Annotated in this window: 12 protein-coding genes, 4 tRNA genes and 1 other RNA gene; 4 read left to right on the forward strand and 13 right to left on the reverse strand. The window is 59.1% G+C overall.

Annotation, left to right across the window (positions count from 1 at the left end):
• Positions 1–117: 117 nt before the first annotated feature.
• The 7 genes from uvrD to C1N56_RS18220 form a co-directional block, all read right to left on the reverse strand.
• Positions 118–2,280, reverse strand: coding sequence for a DNA helicase II (uvrD, locus tag C1N56_RS18190; protein WP_394516942.1), 2,163 nt, complete (start codon positions 2,278–2,280; stop codon positions 118–120).
• Positions 2,281–2,460: 180 nt separating this feature from the next.
• The gene (yigB, locus tag C1N56_RS18195; RefSeq protein WP_058775515.1) at positions 2,461–3,177 is read right to left on the reverse strand and encodes a 5-amino-6-(5-phospho-D-ribitylamino)uracil phosphatase YigB; all 717 of its coding nucleotides are present in this window, start codon (positions 3,175–3,177) and stop codon (positions 2,461–2,463) included.
• Positions 3,174–4,085, reverse strand: a complete 912-nt coding sequence (xerC, locus tag C1N56_RS18200; protein ID WP_394516943.1) for a tyrosine recombinase XerC — start codon at positions 4,083–4,085, stop codon at positions 3,174–3,176. Before xerC ends, yigB begins: the two co-directional genes overlap by 4 nt.
• A complete protein-coding gene (locus C1N56_RS18205; RefSeq protein WP_215800473.1) occupies positions 4,082–4,786 on the reverse strand; it encodes a DUF484 domain-containing protein in 705 nt (234 codons plus the stop codon). The genes xerC and C1N56_RS18205 overlap by 4 nt, the downstream gene beginning before the upstream one ends.
• The gene (dapF, locus tag C1N56_RS18210) at positions 4,783–5,607 is read right to left on the reverse strand and encodes a diaminopimelate epimerase (RefSeq protein WP_152391575.1); all 825 of its coding nucleotides are present in this window, start codon (positions 5,605–5,607) and stop codon (positions 4,783–4,785) included. The genes C1N56_RS18205 and dapF overlap by 4 nt, the downstream gene beginning before the upstream one ends.
• Positions 5,608–5,636: 29 nt before the next feature.
• The gene (locus C1N56_RS18215) at positions 5,637–5,843 is read right to left on the reverse strand and encodes an LPS translocon maturation chaperone LptM (RefSeq protein WP_022548017.1); all 207 of its coding nucleotides are present in this window, start codon (positions 5,841–5,843) and stop codon (positions 5,637–5,639) included.
• Between the two features lie 125 nt (positions 5,844–5,968).
• Positions 5,969–8,527 (reverse strand): class I adenylate cyclase, encoded by a 2,559-nt coding sequence (locus C1N56_RS18220; protein ID WP_394516944.1) that lies wholly within the window; start codon positions 8,525–8,527, stop codon positions 5,969–5,971.
• A gap of 317 nt (positions 8,528–8,844) precedes the next feature.
• Between C1N56_RS18220 and hemC the strand changes: the two genes are divergently transcribed.
• Genes hemC through hemY form a run of 4 tightly spaced genes read left to right on the forward strand, consistent with a single transcriptional unit; the run spans position 8,845 to position 12,876 of the window.
• Entirely contained in the window at positions 8,845–9,786 is a 942-nt protein-coding gene (gene hemC / locus C1N56_RS18225; protein ID WP_031279613.1) for a hydroxymethylbilane synthase, read from the forward strand.
• Positions 9,783–10,523 (forward strand): uroporphyrinogen-III synthase, encoded by a 741-nt coding sequence (gene hemD, locus C1N56_RS18230; protein WP_058758110.1) that lies wholly within the window; start codon positions 9,783–9,785, stop codon positions 10,521–10,523. Before hemC ends, hemD begins: the two co-directional genes overlap by 4 nt.
• A 23-nt stretch (positions 10,524–10,546) precedes the next feature.
• Entirely contained in the window at positions 10,547–11,677 is a 1,131-nt protein-coding gene (gene hemX, locus C1N56_RS18235) for a uroporphyrinogen-III C-methyltransferase (protein WP_058758109.1), read from the forward strand.
• Positions 11,678–11,679: 2 nt separating this feature from the next.
• On the forward strand, positions 11,680–12,876 hold the full coding sequence (gene hemY / locus C1N56_RS18240) for a protoheme IX biogenesis protein HemY (protein ID WP_058775512.1): 1,197 nt from the start codon (positions 11,680–11,682) through the stop codon (positions 12,874–12,876).
• 608 nt (positions 12,877–13,484) lie between these two features.
• Here the strand turns inward: hemY and C1N56_RS18245 are convergent.
• The 6 genes from C1N56_RS18245 to wecG all read right to left on the reverse strand — a co-directional run bounded on the left by C1N56_RS18245 (position 13,485) and on the right by wecG (position 15,002).
• Positions 13,485–13,614: non-coding RNA, RtT sRNA (locus tag C1N56_RS18245), on the reverse strand.
• A 35-nt stretch (positions 13,615–13,649) separates the two neighbouring features.
• Positions 13,650–13,726: transfer RNA gene (locus tag C1N56_RS18250), tRNA-Pro, on the reverse strand.
• 36 nt (positions 13,727–13,762) lie between these two features.
• Positions 13,763–13,849, reverse strand: a tRNA-Leu gene (locus C1N56_RS18255).
• A 16-nt stretch (positions 13,850–13,865) separates the two neighbouring features.
• Positions 13,866–13,941: transfer RNA gene (locus tag C1N56_RS18260), tRNA-His, on the reverse strand.
• A gap of 90 nt (positions 13,942–14,031) precedes the next feature.
• Positions 14,032–14,108: transfer RNA gene (locus C1N56_RS18265), tRNA-Arg, on the reverse strand.
• A 159-nt stretch (positions 14,109–14,267) separates the two neighbouring features.
• Complete coding sequence (gene wecG / locus C1N56_RS18270; protein WP_021506979.1) at positions 14,268–15,002, reverse strand: lipopolysaccharide N-acetylmannosaminouronosyltransferase; 735 nt, start codon at positions 15,000–15,002, stop codon at positions 14,268–14,270.
• Between the last annotated feature and the right edge of the window lie 21 nt (positions 15,003–15,023).

The raw sequence follows: 15,023 nt of genomic DNA on the forward strand, positions 1-15,023 counted from the left end.
GTTAACCAGGGTATAGAGCCAGCATCGACTGGGCGCGTCCAAGGCATTGTCCTCTCATGATAATAGTGCGCGCATGTTACGCTGAGACGAAAAAGTCGTCAAGGTAGCGCAACCGCGCTACACGGTTTCCAGCCGGGCGTAAGCCGCCACCAGCCACTTAATGCCCTGGCCCTGGAAGGCCACCTGCAGACGACTGTGCTCGCCGCTGCCTTCCAGATTGATAATGGTGCCTTCGCCGAACTTAGCGTGGCGCACGCGCTGCCCGAGCGCGAAGCCGCTGTCGCTCTTCGCCACCGGTGTGCCCATGCGCTGATGACTCACCGGCCGGCTCACGCTGGCGCGCAGCCGCACCTCTTCCACGCACTCTTCCGGCAGTTCACCAATGAAGCGCGATGGCCGGTGATACACTTCCTTACCATAAAGGCGACGGGTTTCGGCGTAGGTGAGCGTCAGCTTCTCCATCGCGCGCGTCACGCCGACATACGCCAGGCGACGCTCCTCCTCGAGACGGCCGCCTTCGTCCAGCGACATCTGGCTCGGGAACATGCCCTCTTCCATGCCGACGATAAACACCTGGCTGAACTCCAGCCCTTTCGCCGAGTGCAGCGTCATCAGCTGCACCGCATCCTGCCACTTGTCCGCCTGGCCTTCGCCAGCTTCCAGCGCCGCGTGCGACAGAAACGCCTGCAGCGGTATCAGATCTTCGTCTTCGTCCTGATAGCTGAACTGGCGCGTGGCGGTGACCAGTTCCTCTAAGTTTTCGATACGCGCCTGGCCTTTTTCGCCCTTTTCCTGCTCATACATCAGCCACAGGCCGGAGTCTTTAATCACCCGATCGGTCTGTACGTGCAGCGGCAGCTCAGCGGTTTCCGTCGCCAGCGCATCCACCAGCTCGCAGAAGCGCTGCAGCGCCGAGGCGGCACGGCCAGCCAGCGCTTTGGATTGCAGCAGTGCGCGCGTGGCCTGCCACAGCGTCAGCTGCTGCTCACGTGCGGTCTGGCGCACCACGTCGAGCGTGCGATCGCCAACGCCGCGCACCGGCGTGTTGACCACGCGCTCGAATGCCGCATCGTCATTGCGGTTGGCCAGCAGCCGCAAATAGGCCAGCGCATCTTTGATCTCCTGGCGCTCGAAGAAGCGCATACCGCCGTAAATGCGGTACGGCATGCTGCCCTGCAGCAGCGCCTCTTCCAGCACGCGCGACTGGGCGTTGCTGCGATAGAGAATGGCGCAATCCTGCAGCGCGTTGCCGTTTTCATGCCAGGTTTTGATGCGATTGACGACAAAGCGCGCTTCATCCAGCTCGTTGAACGCGCAATACAGTGAAATCTTTTCGCCGTCGCTGCCGTCGGTCCACAGCTCTTTCCCCAGACGGCCATTGTTATTGGCAATCAGGGCGTTGGCTGCTTTCAGAATGTTATTGGTGGAGCGATAGTTCTGCTCAAGACGGATGGTTTCCGCGCCTGGGAAATCCTGCAGGAAACGCTGGATGTTCTCCACCTGCGCGCCGCGCCAGCCGTAAATGGACTGATCGTCATCGCCAACGATGATGACCCGGCCGCTGTCGCCTGCCAGCATGCGAATCCACGCGTACTGAATGTTGTTGGTGTCCTGGAATTCGTCCACCAGAATATTGCTGAAGCGCTCGCGGTAGTGATTGAGAATCTGTGGCTTGTTGAGCCACAGCTCATGCGCCCGCAGCAGCAGTTCGGCGAAGTCGACCAGCCCGGCGCGATCGCAGGCCTCCTGGTACGCCTGATAGATACGCAGCCACGTCTGCTCCACCGGGTTGCCGTAGCTTTCGATGTGCTTAGGCCGCAGCCCTTCGTCCTTTTTGCCGTTGATGTACCACATGCCCTGACGCGCCGGCCACTGTTTCTCGTCGAGGTTCATGGCTTTGATCAGGCGCTTGAGCAGACGCAACTGATCTTCGCTGTCGAGGATTTGGAAATCCTGCGGCAGCCCGGCATCCAGGTGGTGCGCGCGCAGTAAACGGTGCGCCAGGCCGTGGAAGGTACCAATCCACATGCCGCCCTGGCTGGTACCGATCAGCTGGTCGATACGGTGGCGCATCTCCGCCGCCGCCTTGTTGGTGAAGGTCACCGCCATGATTGAGTAAGGCGAGCAGTTCTCTACCGACAACAGCCAGGCGATGCGATGCACCAGCACGCGGGTTTTACCGCTGCCTGCTCCGGCCAGCACCAGCAGATTGCTGCGCGGCGCGGCGACCGCTTCGCGCTGTTTGTCATTCAAGCCGTTAAGCAGATCGGAAACGTCCATAAGCACCGTTTTAAGCAAGTAGGATGCGTATCCTGCACCGTTCGCGTTGCCGCCAGGCGGCAAGGGCAGATATCTGCGAGGGCGTAATCAGCTAAGCGATCAGGCTGGTGACACACAGCCTGCACGGCCGCGCGTTGCAGAATACAGAATACAGAATACGACTGGATAAATTTACAGCCATTATAGCAGCGAGGTCAGCGATGCCAACTGATGAATTTCCACGTGTGGCAGCAGGCGCGCGTCATCAATCTTCATCAGATTGCCGTCACGCAGGTTGATCCAGCACGCCTGCAGACCGGCGCGCAGCGCACCGGCGACGTCGGTGGTCAGGTCATCGCCAACGTGCAGAATATGCTGCGGCGCAATGCCCAACCGTTCGGCGGCCAGATGGTACATATCCTGCCACGGCTTGGCGCGGCCGTGCGGACCGGCGCGCAGCGCGAACTGGAAGTAGTGATCAATGCCGAGCTTTTGCGGGTCGGCGTTGCCATTGGTGATCGCCACCAGCGGCACGCGCTCGCCGAGCCAGGTCAGCGTCTGATGCGTCTCTTCTGGCATCTCCACCGCACTGCGCCACTGGTGAAACACGCGCATCACGTCGCGGGCACCTGCGCTGGCTTGCGCGGCCGGCAGTCCGGCGTTGAGCAGCGCCAGCTCTACCGAGCGGCGACGCCACTCAGAGACATCGTGATAAATTTCCGGCTCACGCAGCAGCAGTTCATCGCGCAGCGCCTGATAATCTTCCGGCGTAAACTCGCGCAGCGCCGGGTGATACGCCTGCAGTGCAGCGTGCGATTCCGCCGTGGTTTTACGGATCACCGGATAGTTGTCATACAGCGTATCGTCAAGATCGAAGGTAATGGCTTTGATCGGGCCCAGCGGGCGATAAAACTTCATTCAGACTTTCCTCGTTTGGCACGCGGGTGTGCCGCATCGTATACCGACGCCAGATGCTGGAAATCCAGGTGGGTATAGATTTGCGTGGTCGAGAGGTTGGCGTGGCCGAGCAGCTCCTGCACCGCGCGCAGATCGCCGCTCGATTCCAGCAGATGGGTAGCAAACGAGTGGCGCAGCTTATGCGGGTGGATATGGCTGGCGACGCCCTGCTTAATGCCCCATTCGGCGAAGCGTTTCTGCACATTGCGCGCCGAAATACGGCTGCCGCGCGTCGACACAAAAACTGCATCATCCTGCGGCGCGAAGCTGTTGCGTAGCGGCAGCCAGTGCTGCAGCCAGGTGACGGCGGTGCCGCCAATCGGCACGCGGCGCTCTTTGCTGCCTTTACCGCGCACCCAGACTTCACCGCTCTCCAGGTCCAGATGACGACAGTCGATGCCCACCAGCTCAGCGAGACGTAAACCGCCGCCGTACATGGTTTCCAGCATGGCGCGGTCGCGCACCGCCAGCGGATCGTCGAGGTCGATCTCCAGCAGCTGGCTGACTTCGTCGACATCCATATTTTTTGGCAGATGCCGTGCGTTGCGCGGCGTGGTGATGCCTTTCGCCGGATTGGCGCTCAGCATGCCCTGGCTGACCTGCCAGTCGAGAAAGCTGCGCAGCGCCGACATGCGCAGCGCCAGGCTGCTGGCACCGAGACCGCCGCGCCGGCTGCGCGCCGCCAGACTGCGCACCTGTGCCGGTTCCAGCTGCGACCACGCGGTAATGTGCATGTCATCCGCCATGGCGATAAGCGCCTGCAGCTGGCGCTGGTAATTCTTTTGCGTCAGCGGGCTGAGCTGGCGTTCGACTTTCAGATAGCGCAGAAAGCCCTCAACGGCCGGCAACAGCGGGCTGGCGCTGCTCATGCGCGCTCCACCCAGCGAGACAGCAGGTCGGGCAGCATTTGTGCCAGATGCTGCAGCAGCAGCGTGCCCATACCCGCCTGATAGTGCTGGTTGTCGCGGCTGCTGAAGAGCAGTACGCCGAGATCGCCCTGCTCGCCCATCAGCGACATCGCCACCGATCCGACGGCTTTTGCCTGCGGCAGCAGCAGCAGCAGCTCCGGTCCGTTCAGACTGCCAAGGTAGTGATGCTGCTGACCAAAGCGCTGGATGCGCAGCGGCTCAAACGCCTGGCGTGACAGACCAAGCTGGGTGAAATCGGAGGGTGCGCCGATGCGCCAGCGGTCGCTGAACAGCCGCACATTAGCGCCCGCCAGGCCAAGCTCGCGCGCCCAGCGGTGCAGGCGCGTCAGCATCTCCTGCAGGCTATCGGCCGCCGCGAGATGGCTCTGCAACGCCAGCAGGCGATCGAACAGCTGATGATTGGCGGTTGCCTGCTCCATCAGCAGCGTGATCTCCTCTTCCAGCTGCTGGATGTGGTTGCGCTGACGCGCCATATGCCACTCCACCAGCGATACGCTGCCGCGCACCGGATGCGGCACCATCATTTGCTCAACCTGGCGCGCATTGCGAATAAAGAAATCGGGGTTGTGACGCAGCCAGGCGCTCACCGCCTGATCGTCCAGCAAAACCGCGCTGTCGGTCTGCTCTTCGATATTTTTCATAGATGAATAAACCCATCATAGACGTGTGTGGCTGGCCCGGTCATAAACAGCGGCTGACCGGTCCCTTTCCAGGCGATATGCAGCGTGCCGCCGGGCAGATCGACGCGCACTTTCTCCGCCAGAATGCCCTGCTGAATGCCGCAGGCCACTGCGGCGCAGGCGCCGCTGCCGCACGCCTGAGTTTCGCCCGCGCCGCGTTCATACACGCGCAGACGGATGTGTTCCGGATTGACCACTTCCATAAAGCCGACGTTCACGCGCTCGGGAAAGCGCTCATGGCTCTCCAGTGCCGGACCGAGCGTCTCCACCGCGGCGGTTTTCACGCTTTCAACCTGAATCACGCAGTGTGGATTGCCCATTGATACCGCGCCAAACATCACGGTCTGCTCGGCCACGCGCTGCAGATAGAGGTTTTCCGCCTTGTTAGCGCGCAGCGGCACCTGCTGCGGGTCAAAGTTGGGCTCGCCCATGTTAACGCGTACCAGCTCATCGCTGGTGACGCTCAGTACCATGCGGCCGGTCTGGGTGCTGACGCGAATGTCGCTTTTATTGGTCAGCCCTTTGAGGCGAACAAAGCGGGCAAAACAGCGCGCGCCGTTGCCGCACTGCGCCACTTCGCTGCCGTCAGCGTTGAAGATGCGGTAGTGGAAATCGAGATCCGGATCGTAAGGTGGCTCGACGATCAGCAACTGATCAAAGCCGATCCCCAGATGCCGATCCGCCAGGCGGCGAATCAGTTCCGGCGAAAAAAAGACGTTTTGCGTCACGGCATCGACGACCATAAAGTCGTTACCGAGACCGTGCATTTTCGAGAACTGCATTTTCTGCTCCGCCGGATGACTCATCGGGTTTAATTCGCCTGCACGCCAGCCGGTTTGCTGGTGACCAGGCCGCTGGTATCCGCATCCTGTGCCGCTTTCTGCTGCTGCTCAGTCACCGGCTGATTTTTCTGTTGCGGCCGATCGTTGGGCGGGAAATACAGCGGTCCTTTCAGGCCACAGCCTACCAGGCTGACCAGTGCCAGCGCCATACCCAGCTGGCTCATCACTCGTATCATTCTGTCTGCTCTTTTTATCCAAATCCCAGCTGCTTATCATCGCAGTTGACGTTGTAAAAGCAACAGGAAATATCCGGCAGAAGGTTCAGAAACGGGGGCAGGCCACTGCGTGCAGCGCAGCGGCTTTAGTGCATCTGGTAGCGCGGCTGGAAGTCGCCGTTGTCGTTGTCCGGCTGGGTGGCGCACAGCTGCGTCAGCGTCTGGCTGCGGAACGGAATCACCTGGAAGCGATCGCCGGCGTGCACAATCTGATAGAACTGCGGCAGGTTGAAATTGATAAAGCTTGAGCCGTAGGTAAAGCGATCGTGCGACGACGAATAGAAGCGGCTGACGTCACGCACCAGCTCCTCTTTGCTGCCTTCGCAATGGTGATACACCTCAACCCGGTTGCTTTCATCGAGGATATAGATATTAAAGCCGCGATCGTCACTGGTATCTTCAAAGAAGAACTGAATGATGCCTTCGCTGGCGTAGCCGTTGACCACCGGTGGCAGCGGCGTCTGGTTCGATTCAACTTTGATCGACAAACCGTGCAGCTTGTTGTTGGAAATCGCGCCGTAAAACTCGACCGCGTTTTCCAGCTTCTGCACTGAGACGCTCATGCGTTCGAAAAACAGGCCCCAGGTCTGACCGGCCATGCGCAGCGCTTTAAAGCGGCCCGGCTCCTGACGCGTGCTCGACAGACGCAGCTCGATGCATTCCGACACCAGCTGCTGCACGCGGGTACGAATCAGGCCGCGCAGATGCTGGCTGTAGCAGAATACTTCTACCGTGTCCGGCGGTGCGGCGTCCTGATGCATTTTGCCCAGGATGGTTTTCAGCGCTTCAATCATCGCCTGCTCGCCACTGAAGTGCAGCGTACGCACTTCGTTCCATGAGTTGCGGTACAGCAGATCGATGCTGCCGATCAGGCACTGCTGCTGCTGGCCAAAGCTAAATATATCCAGCTTACGGAAGTCGAAGTGCACTACCTGATTGCGGAACGCCGAGGTCGGATCGTGTTCGAGGTTAACGATGATCGCCAGATGCCGGATTTCGCACGGGCTGTAGAGCGCTTTCGGCGTCGGCGCGGGCAGACGCAGCGGGAAGTGGCTGGAGACATCGTTGACCAGCTCCTGCAGGCGCGGCAGATCGCAGAACTCGTTGCCTTTGATGTGCAGACGGGTTTTGCGCGTCAGCAGTCCGTTAAACCACGCCCATGCCACTAACTTGTTGAGATAGCGGTTATATTCCAGCGGCTGATGGCTGATGATTGAGCTCATGTCCGGCGACTGGTTATACAGATACCAGCCGGCACGGTTGGCGCGCCCGGCCGGCACATGAATAAAGGTCAGGTTCTCTTCCGAAAGATCGGGCGAGATTTGCGGGTTCACCAGCGTGACTTTGCCCGGCAGCGCTTCAAACGCGGCGTACAATTTACGCGTCAGCACGCCGATGTCCTGCGGGCTGGCGCTGACGCTTAAATTGTTGCGACGGGCAAAACGGATCAGGTTGCGATAGCTCTGCATCATCGCATCCAGCAGCTCGTTGTGCGCCTCGCGCACCCGTTCGATTTTCCACTGCGCGCGATTATCCAGCACCGCCAGCTTCTCATCGTCCCAGCCCCACTCTTTCACCAGCTGCGACAGAATTTCACGTCGCCAGCCCGCGCGCGGATGCTGCTCCTCGCTGGAGAGTTTTTCGCACACTTTGAGGTAGAAACAGCGGCGCACCAAATCAAGGCGCGCGGTGTCATCGACGCTGGTCAGATAGCGCGTCACGCGCTCCAGCATCATGCAGTAGGGATCGAGACCGAAGCAGACAATTTCGCCGTCGTGCAGCCGCTGTTTGATATCCATTGCCAGCAGCTGCGTGTTTGGGTATTCCCAGCTGTAAGCTTCCAGCAGCAGGGTTTTCAGCACCGCTTTGTACGGCGAATCGATACTTTTATACAGCTGCCACAGGCTGGCACCGAAATACTCTTCCGCCGACAGCGTGCCGAGACCGCCGAGATCCAGCCACTCATTCGGCGTCAGCACGCCCTGTGAATAGAGCGACATCACGTAATCGTCGTAGTGATGTTCTTCTTCGCCAGGCACCATGTTCCACAGAATGCGTTTGCCCGCCATGCGCACGGCGGTACGGTAGAACTCATCCAGCAGTAAAATATGTTGGGTAGAACCGCAGTCTTCACCGCCGAGGCTGCCGCTCTCATTATGGCGGAAACGGTTTTCGTCGATCAGGAAGAAGCTGACTTCCACACCCAGCGACACACACCATTTTTGCAGGAGCGTACACTTGTGCTGCAGATTGAGACGCTCTTCGTTATCCAGCCATGACTGATGGCATACCCAGATGTCGAGATCGGAGACGCTGTTCTGGCCGACGGACGAGGTGCTGCCCATTGAGTAGATGCCGGTGATAGGCAGTTCGCCCTTCACCGCGCTGCTGAGGTCGAGCGGATGGTCGCCCGCTAACTGTTGCAGCAGCTGCTGCTGGTTTTCATCAGGCGCAAAGAAGCTGACGCCATGGGGAACGCTACCTTCAAGGTAACCCGGCATCAGCGGATGATGATAATGCAGTAATGTTGGCAGCAGACTGTAGACGTGCTGGAAAGCAGGTCCCATGGCAGCCAGTGCGCGATCTACACGCAGCTGGTTAATCGCATCCAGTCTCTGTTTCAGTGTCTCAATGTAGAGGTACAAGACGTTTCGCCTGATTGTCCCAGTGTTAAGCACCCTGTTTCCAAAATCTGCCGCTTAATAATAAAGATGTCGGGCAAATTATTGCTGGAAACGTGATCAATCTAACACCTGGAAGATTGACCGTAAAGAAAGTTGCGCTACCTGACAGTTTAGCACGTTCCAAACGTAGCCCTGCATTTTCGGACTCCAGCCTCAGAATCTGACGCCGTAAAAAGCGGGCTCCGCTCTGAGATTGCAGCCTGGTCAATCCGTTGAAACTGACAGCATTCCCCTATCAATGATAGGATAATCGATGAACGATCAAAATGGTTAACAGCATGTTAAACAAAATTTTCAGAATTGCTACCAGGCAAAGCCCGCTTGCCTTGTGGCAGGCACAATATGTCCAACAGCGCCTGATGGCTGCGCATCCCGGCTTGCAGGTTGAGCTGGTGCCGATGGTCACCAAAGGTGATGTCATCCTTGATACGCCGCTGGCGAAAGTGGGTGGCAAGGGACTGTTTGTCAAAGAGCTTGAGCTGGCGATGCTGGAAAACCGTGCCGATATGGCGGTGCATTCCATGAAAGATGTGCCGGTCGATTTTCCCGACGGTCTGGGACTGGTGACCATCTGCGAGCGCGAAGATCCGCGCGACGCGTTCGTCTCGAATCATTATTCCTCGATCGACGCACTGCCGCAGGGCGCGGTGGTCGGCACGTCCAGCCTGCGTCGCCAGTGCCAAATCAGCGCACGACGCCCGGATCTGGTGATTCGCTCGCTGCGCGGTAACGTCGGTACGCGTCTCAGCAAACTGGACGCCGGCGAGTATGACGCCATCATTCTTGCTGCCGCCGGGCTGAAACGCCTTGGACTGGAAGATCGCATTCGCCAGGCGCTGCCGGCGGAGTTTTCCCTGCCGGCGGTGGGCCAGGGCGCGGTCGGCATTGAATGCCGCCTCGACGATCAGCCGTTAATTACGCTGCTGCAGGCGCTGAACCACAGCGACACAGCCGTCTGCGTGCGCGCCGAGCGCGCCATGAATACCCGTCTCGAAGGCGGCTGTCAGGTGCCGATCGGCAGTTTTGCCGTGCTGGAAGACGATCAGCTGTGGCTGCGCGGCCTGGTCGGTGCGCCGGATGGCAGCCAGATGGTGGTGGGCGAACGCCGCGGCCCGCGTGAACAGGCCGAACAGATGGGGATTTCACTGGCCGAAGAGCTGCTGGACGGCGGCGCGCGCGACATTCTGCGTGAAGTTTATCAGGGACAGCCGCCCGCATGACTATCCTCGTGACCCGTCCGGAACCCGCCGCCAGCGAACTGGTCGCGCGCCTGCGCAGTCAGGGCAAACTGGCGTGGTCGTTTCCGCTGATTGAATTCACGCCGGGTCGCGATCTCCCCCAACTGCCGCTGAAGCTGGCCGCCCTGCAGCCCGGTGACCTGGTATTTCTGCTGTCGCAGCAGGTGGTGCACTTTGCCCAGCCCGCTTTACAGCAGCAGCGCAGCGCGTGGCCGGCATTTCTCGACTATTATGCCATTGGTCGCAGCACCGCGCTGGCGCTGCACACCGTCAGTAATCTGAAAGTTGACTATCCGCATGCGCGGGAAACCAGCGAAGAGCTGGTGCGGCTGAATCGCCTGCAGCAGGTCAGCGGCAAGCGTGCGCTGATTCTGCGCGGCAGTCCGGGCCGTGAACTGCTGGCGGAGACGCTGATCGCCCGCGGCGCGGACGTGCAATACTGTGAGTGCTATCAGCGCTGTGAAAAGCAGTACGACGGCGCGATTGAAGGCCGTCGCTGGCGCGATCGCGGTATTACCACGCTGGTGGTGACCAGCGGTGAAATGTTACAACAACTGTTTGCGCTGTTTCCGCCAATCGATCGGCGGGAATGGCTGCTGCACTGTCGGCTACTGGTCGTCAGTGAACGTTTGGCTACCCAGGCCGCCGAATTAGGCTGGCAGGAGATTGAGGTAGCCGATGGTGCGGATAACGACGCGCTGCTGCGTGCGTTACGCTGAACTTAACATTGGGATGAGCCACAATGACGGAACAAAAAGACTCCTCCGCCATGGTTGAAGAAACCACCCCTGCGGACACTTCCCCGACGCCAGCCAGCCAGCCGCCTCGTGCGAAAAAGAGCGACGGCAAGGTGCTGAGCGCGGTGGCAATTGTCATTGCACTGGCGATTGGCGCGGGACTTTACCTGAATGGGAAACACCAGGCCGACTTACAGGCTCAGACTAACCAGAACCTGAGCGAGCAGCTGAGCGCCCTGCAGCAGCAACTGGGCAGCGATAAACAACAGCTCTCGCAGCAGCTGGCGGACGCCAATACCGCGCTGCAGGAAGCGCGCAGCCAGCAGGATAACAGCGCCAAAGAGCTGGAGACGCTGCGTGAAAAAGTGGCCACTATTTCCGGCAACGATACCCGCACCTGGCTGCTGGCGCAGGCCGACTACCTCGTCAAACTGGCGGGTCGCAAACTGTGGAGCGATCAGGACGTCACAACCGCGGCAGCGCTGCTGAAAAGCGCGGACACCAGCCTGGCGGAGATGAACGATCCCAGCATCATGAACGTGCGCCGCGCGCTGACCCAGGATATCAGTTCACTGGCGGCGGTCAGCCAGGTGGACTACGACGGCATCATCCTCAAGCTGAACCAGTTGTCGAACGGCGTGGATAATCTGCGTCTGGCCGATAACGATAGCGATGAATCGCCGATGGATGCCGACAGCGGTGAGCTCTCCAGCTCGCTGCACGAATGGCGTCAGAATCTGGTGAAGAGCTGGCACAACTTCATGGATGATTTCATCACCATCCGCCGCCGCGATAACACCGCGCAGCCGCTGCTGGCACCGAATCAGGATGTTTATCTGCGCGAAAACATCCGTTCACGTCTGCTGATTGCCGCGCAGGCGGTGCCGCGCCATCAGGATGAGATCTACAAACAGTCCATCGATGCGGTATCCACCTGGGTGCGAGCCTGGTACGACACTAACGATGCGGCGACCAAAGCCTTCCTCGCCCAGCTCGACGAGCTGAGTCAGCAAAGTATTTCGATGGACGTGCCGGACACGCTGGAGAGCCAGGCGCTGCTGGAAAAACTGATGCAAACGCGCGTGCGCAATCTGCTGGCGCAGCCATCGGCTGCGGCTGATCAACAGGGAGGCTAACCATGCTGAAAGTATTGGTGCTTTTCCTGCTGCTGATTGCCGGCATTGTGCTGGGGCCGATGGTTGCCGGCCATCAGGGCTACGTGCTGATCCAGACCGATAACTGGAACATTGAGACCAGCGTCACCGGTCTGGCCATCATCCTGATTCTCAGCCTGCTGGTGATTCTGCTGGTCGAGTGGATTCTGCGTCGCCTGTTCCGCACCGGCGCCCGTACCCGCGGCTGGTTCACCGGGCGGAAACGTCGCAGCGCCCAGCGTCACACGCAAAGCGCGCTGATGAAGCTGGCGGAAGGTGATTACCGTCAGGTAGAAAAGCTGCTGTCAAAGAATGCCGATCACGCCGATCAGCCGGTGGCGAACTATCTGCTGGCGGCGGAAGCAGCCCAGCAGCGCGGCGATGAAATCCGTGCTAACCAGCACCTGGAGCGCGCCTCTGAGCTCTCCGAAAACGATACCATTCCGGTTGAGATCACCCGCGTGCGACTGCAGCTGGCGCGTAACGAAGATCACGCCGCACGTCACGGTATCGATCGCCTGCTAGAAGTGGCGCCGCGCCATCCGGAAGTGCTGCGTCTGGCCGAGCAGGCTTATATCCGCACCGGCGCCTGGGGCGCACTGCTGGATATCCTGCCCTCTATGCAGAAGGCGCAGATTAACGATGAGAACCAGCGTAACGCGCTGCAGCAGCAGGCGTGGCTGGGTCTGATGAATCAGGCTATGGCCGATCAGGGCAGCGAAGGCCTGAAAAAATGGTGGCAGAACCAGAGTCGTAAAACCCGCCAGGAGACTGCCCTGCAGGTGGCGATGGCTGAGCATTTGATCGAGTGCGACGATCCGGACACAGCGCAAAGCATCGTGCTGGAAGGGCTGAAGCGTCAGTATGACGATCGGCTGGTGCTGCTGATGCCGCGTATCAAAAGCGGTGACCCGCAGGCGCTGGAGAAAGCGCTGCGTCAGCAGATCAAGCAGCACGGCGCCACGCCGCTGTTGCACAGCACGCTCGGCCAGCTGCTGATGCGCCACGGTGAATGGCAGCAGGCCGCAGAAGCCTTCCAGCAGGCGCTGGCACAGCGTCCGGATGGCTTTGACTACGCCTGGCTGGCGGACGTTTACGATCGCCTGCATCGCCCGGAAGACGCGGCTAAAATGCGTCGCGAAGGTCTGTTACTGACGCTGAAGAACAATCCTGGCGCCTGATTTTACTGTTGTTGTTTTTGTGCACGCCGGGCCAGTCCCGGCTTTTTTTTGCCTGAAAGAGCGTGCAGGGAATGCGGCATCAATCCGTGAACGGCAGATAAAAAAACACCTGCCAGAAGCAGGTGTAAGATCAGGTCGGTAAGACAACTGATGGTATCCGACTCAACGTAATGTCCTTCTTACTGCAGTAGCGCGTGCACGTTACTGCCAGCTGGACAACGGATACCGTAAGGGGCTCTGCATCATTCCCAGGTTTATGTAGCATTAGCAAACATAAGAGGTGGAATGAGCATCTACGCTGAGATTATTGCACAAAGCGTGCCAGAATGGCATGAGTCACGGGAAGTTATTTTATATCAGTCAGTTATATGACCCCCTGCCTGCTAACAGCGGTTACGATGTCGCGAAAACGCGACAGACCGGTTTAAAGCTGTCTCCGCTGAGCGACAGGCTGTGCAAGGAAAGGTAAGGCTGTTGAAAATCAGCAGGTTAAGTGTCGCGTAATAGCGACAATCGCTGCACCCGGCTCAAACCTCCTGCGGAGGTTCTCATCCTCTTTTGCTACGAACGAAAAAAGCCCGCTTTTTGCAAAGCGGGCTTTTCGAATATGGTCGGCGAGAGAGGATTACGCTTCTCTGCGAGAAGCGCCCTGCGGGCCGTTGCTGACGCAACGTTGTCTCGCTGCGCTCGGCTCAAACCTCCTTCGGAGGTTCTCATCCTCTTTTGCTACGAACGAAAAAAGCCCGCTTTTTGCAAAGCGGGCTTTTCGAATATGGTCGGCGAGAGAGGATTCGAACCTCCGACCCACTGGTCCCAAACCAGTTGCGCTACCAAGCTGCGCTACTCGCCGATTTTGTACTGCCTGTTACTGCTTACTTGTTTTGCCTGGTGCGAAGAGAGGGACTTGAACCCTCACGTCCGTAAGAACACTAACACCTGAAGCTAGCGCGTCTACCAATTCCGCCACCTTCGCATGTCCCAGCAAAATCTGGGGTGGCTAATGGGACTCGAACCCACGACAACTGGAATCACAATCCAGGGCTCTACCAACTGAGCTATAGCCACCATAATTCTGGTGCGTAAGCGTAACCGCTTACTTAATGCACTGCATAACGCGGTTAAACCAACCACCGAAGCTCTTGCGCACAAACTAAATGGCGCGCCCGACAGGATTCGAACCTGAGACCTCTGCCTCCGGAGGGCAGCGCTCTATCCAGCTGAGCTACGGGCGCGTAGCGCCGTTGCGGATGGGCATACTACGTATTTGACTCCAGGCTGTCCAGTGCTTTTTCATAAAAAAATCGCGTTTGCTTACGCTTTGTGCATTCCGTCGATAAATAACGCAATTTGCCTGCTTAACCTGCCGGAATTACAGCACTATTCCTGCCGCGTTACAGATCGCCGCGCCAGTGATAGCGTAAATATTTCAGCAGTTTTAACTGACGGCGCCAGCGTGATGGCTGGCGTATCAGGCGATAAAGCCACTCCAGCCCTAATTGCTGCCAGATGCGTGGCGCACGCGTGACGTGGCCGGTAAAGACATCATAGGTGCCGCCGACCCCCATATATAGCGCGTGCGGCCAGTGTTCGCGACAGTCGCGCATCAGCAGCTCCTGGCGCGGCGATCCCTGCGCCACGGTCACAATCTGCGCCCCGCTGGCGGCGATGCGCGCAAATAGCGCCTCGCGTTCGGCAGGGGCGAAGTAGCCGTTCTGGCTGCCCACGATGTTGACGTTCCACTGACGGCGTAATTTATCGCAGGTTTCCTGCAGCACCTGCTCACGCCCGCCGATTAAAAATACCGGAATACCGCTGCGGCCCGCCTGTTCCATCAGCGCTTCCCACAGATCGGCGCCGGCGATGCGGTTCACCGTCAGTTGCGGGTATTTTTTTCGCAGCGAACGCACAATGCTGATGCCGTCCGGGTATTTGATCTCCGCGGCGGCGATCAGCGCGCGTAGCTGGGCATCCTCTTCCAGCGTCAGCATCTTTTCGGCGTTGATCGCCACCAGCGTGCCGCTGCGCGGCTTGCCGTCCGGCAGCAGAAAGTGAAGAAAGCTCGCCATATCGGCGAAAGCGTGTAAATCGATGCCGCGCAGGGTATAACGCGGATGATCGGTTTCCATGGTCGGTATTTCCCGTCAGGC

It is taken from the genome of Pantoea sp. SGAir0175, from assembly GCF_043547855.1.

Bases quoted from the DNA above. Each gene is read 5' to 3' on its own strand.
- uvrD (WP_394516942.1), bottom strand. From the start codon at position 2,280: ATGGACGTTTCCGATCTGCTTAACGGCTTGAATGACAAACAGCGCGAA.
- dapF (WP_152391575.1), bottom strand. From the start codon at position 5,607: ATGCAGTTCTCGAAAATGCACGGTCTCGGTAACGACTTTATGGTCGTC.
- hemY (WP_058775512.1), top strand. From the start codon at position 11,680: ATGCTGAAAGTATTGGTGCTTTTCCTGCTGCTGATTGCCGGCATTGTG.
- yigB (WP_058775515.1), bottom strand. From the start codon at position 3,177: ATGAAGTTTTATCGCCCGCTGGGCCCGATCAAAGCCATTACCTTCGAT.
- xerC (WP_394516943.1), bottom strand. From the start codon at position 4,085: ATGAGCAGCGCCAGCCCGCTGTTGCCGGCCGTTGAGGGCTTTCTGCGC.
- hemD (WP_058758110.1), top strand. From the start codon at position 9,783: ATGACTATCCTCGTGACCCGTCCGGAACCCGCCGCCAGCGAACTGGTC.
- hemC (WP_031279613.1), top strand. From the start codon at position 8,845: ATGTTAAACAAAATTTTCAGAATTGCTACCAGGCAAAGCCCGCTTGCC.
- C1N56_RS18215 (WP_022548017.1), bottom strand. From the start codon at position 5,843: ATGATACGAGTGATGAGCCAGCTGGGTATGGCGCTGGCACTGGTCAGC.
- C1N56_RS18205 (WP_215800473.1), bottom strand. From the start codon at position 4,786: ATGAAAAATATCGAAGAGCAGACCGACAGCGCGGTTTTGCTGGACGAT.
- wecG (WP_021506979.1), bottom strand. From the start codon at position 15,002: ATGGAAACCGATCATCCGCGTTATACCCTGCGCGGCATCGATTTACAC.
- hemX (WP_058758109.1), top strand. From the start codon at position 10,547: ATGACGGAACAAAAAGACTCCTCCGCCATGGTTGAAGAAACCACCCCT.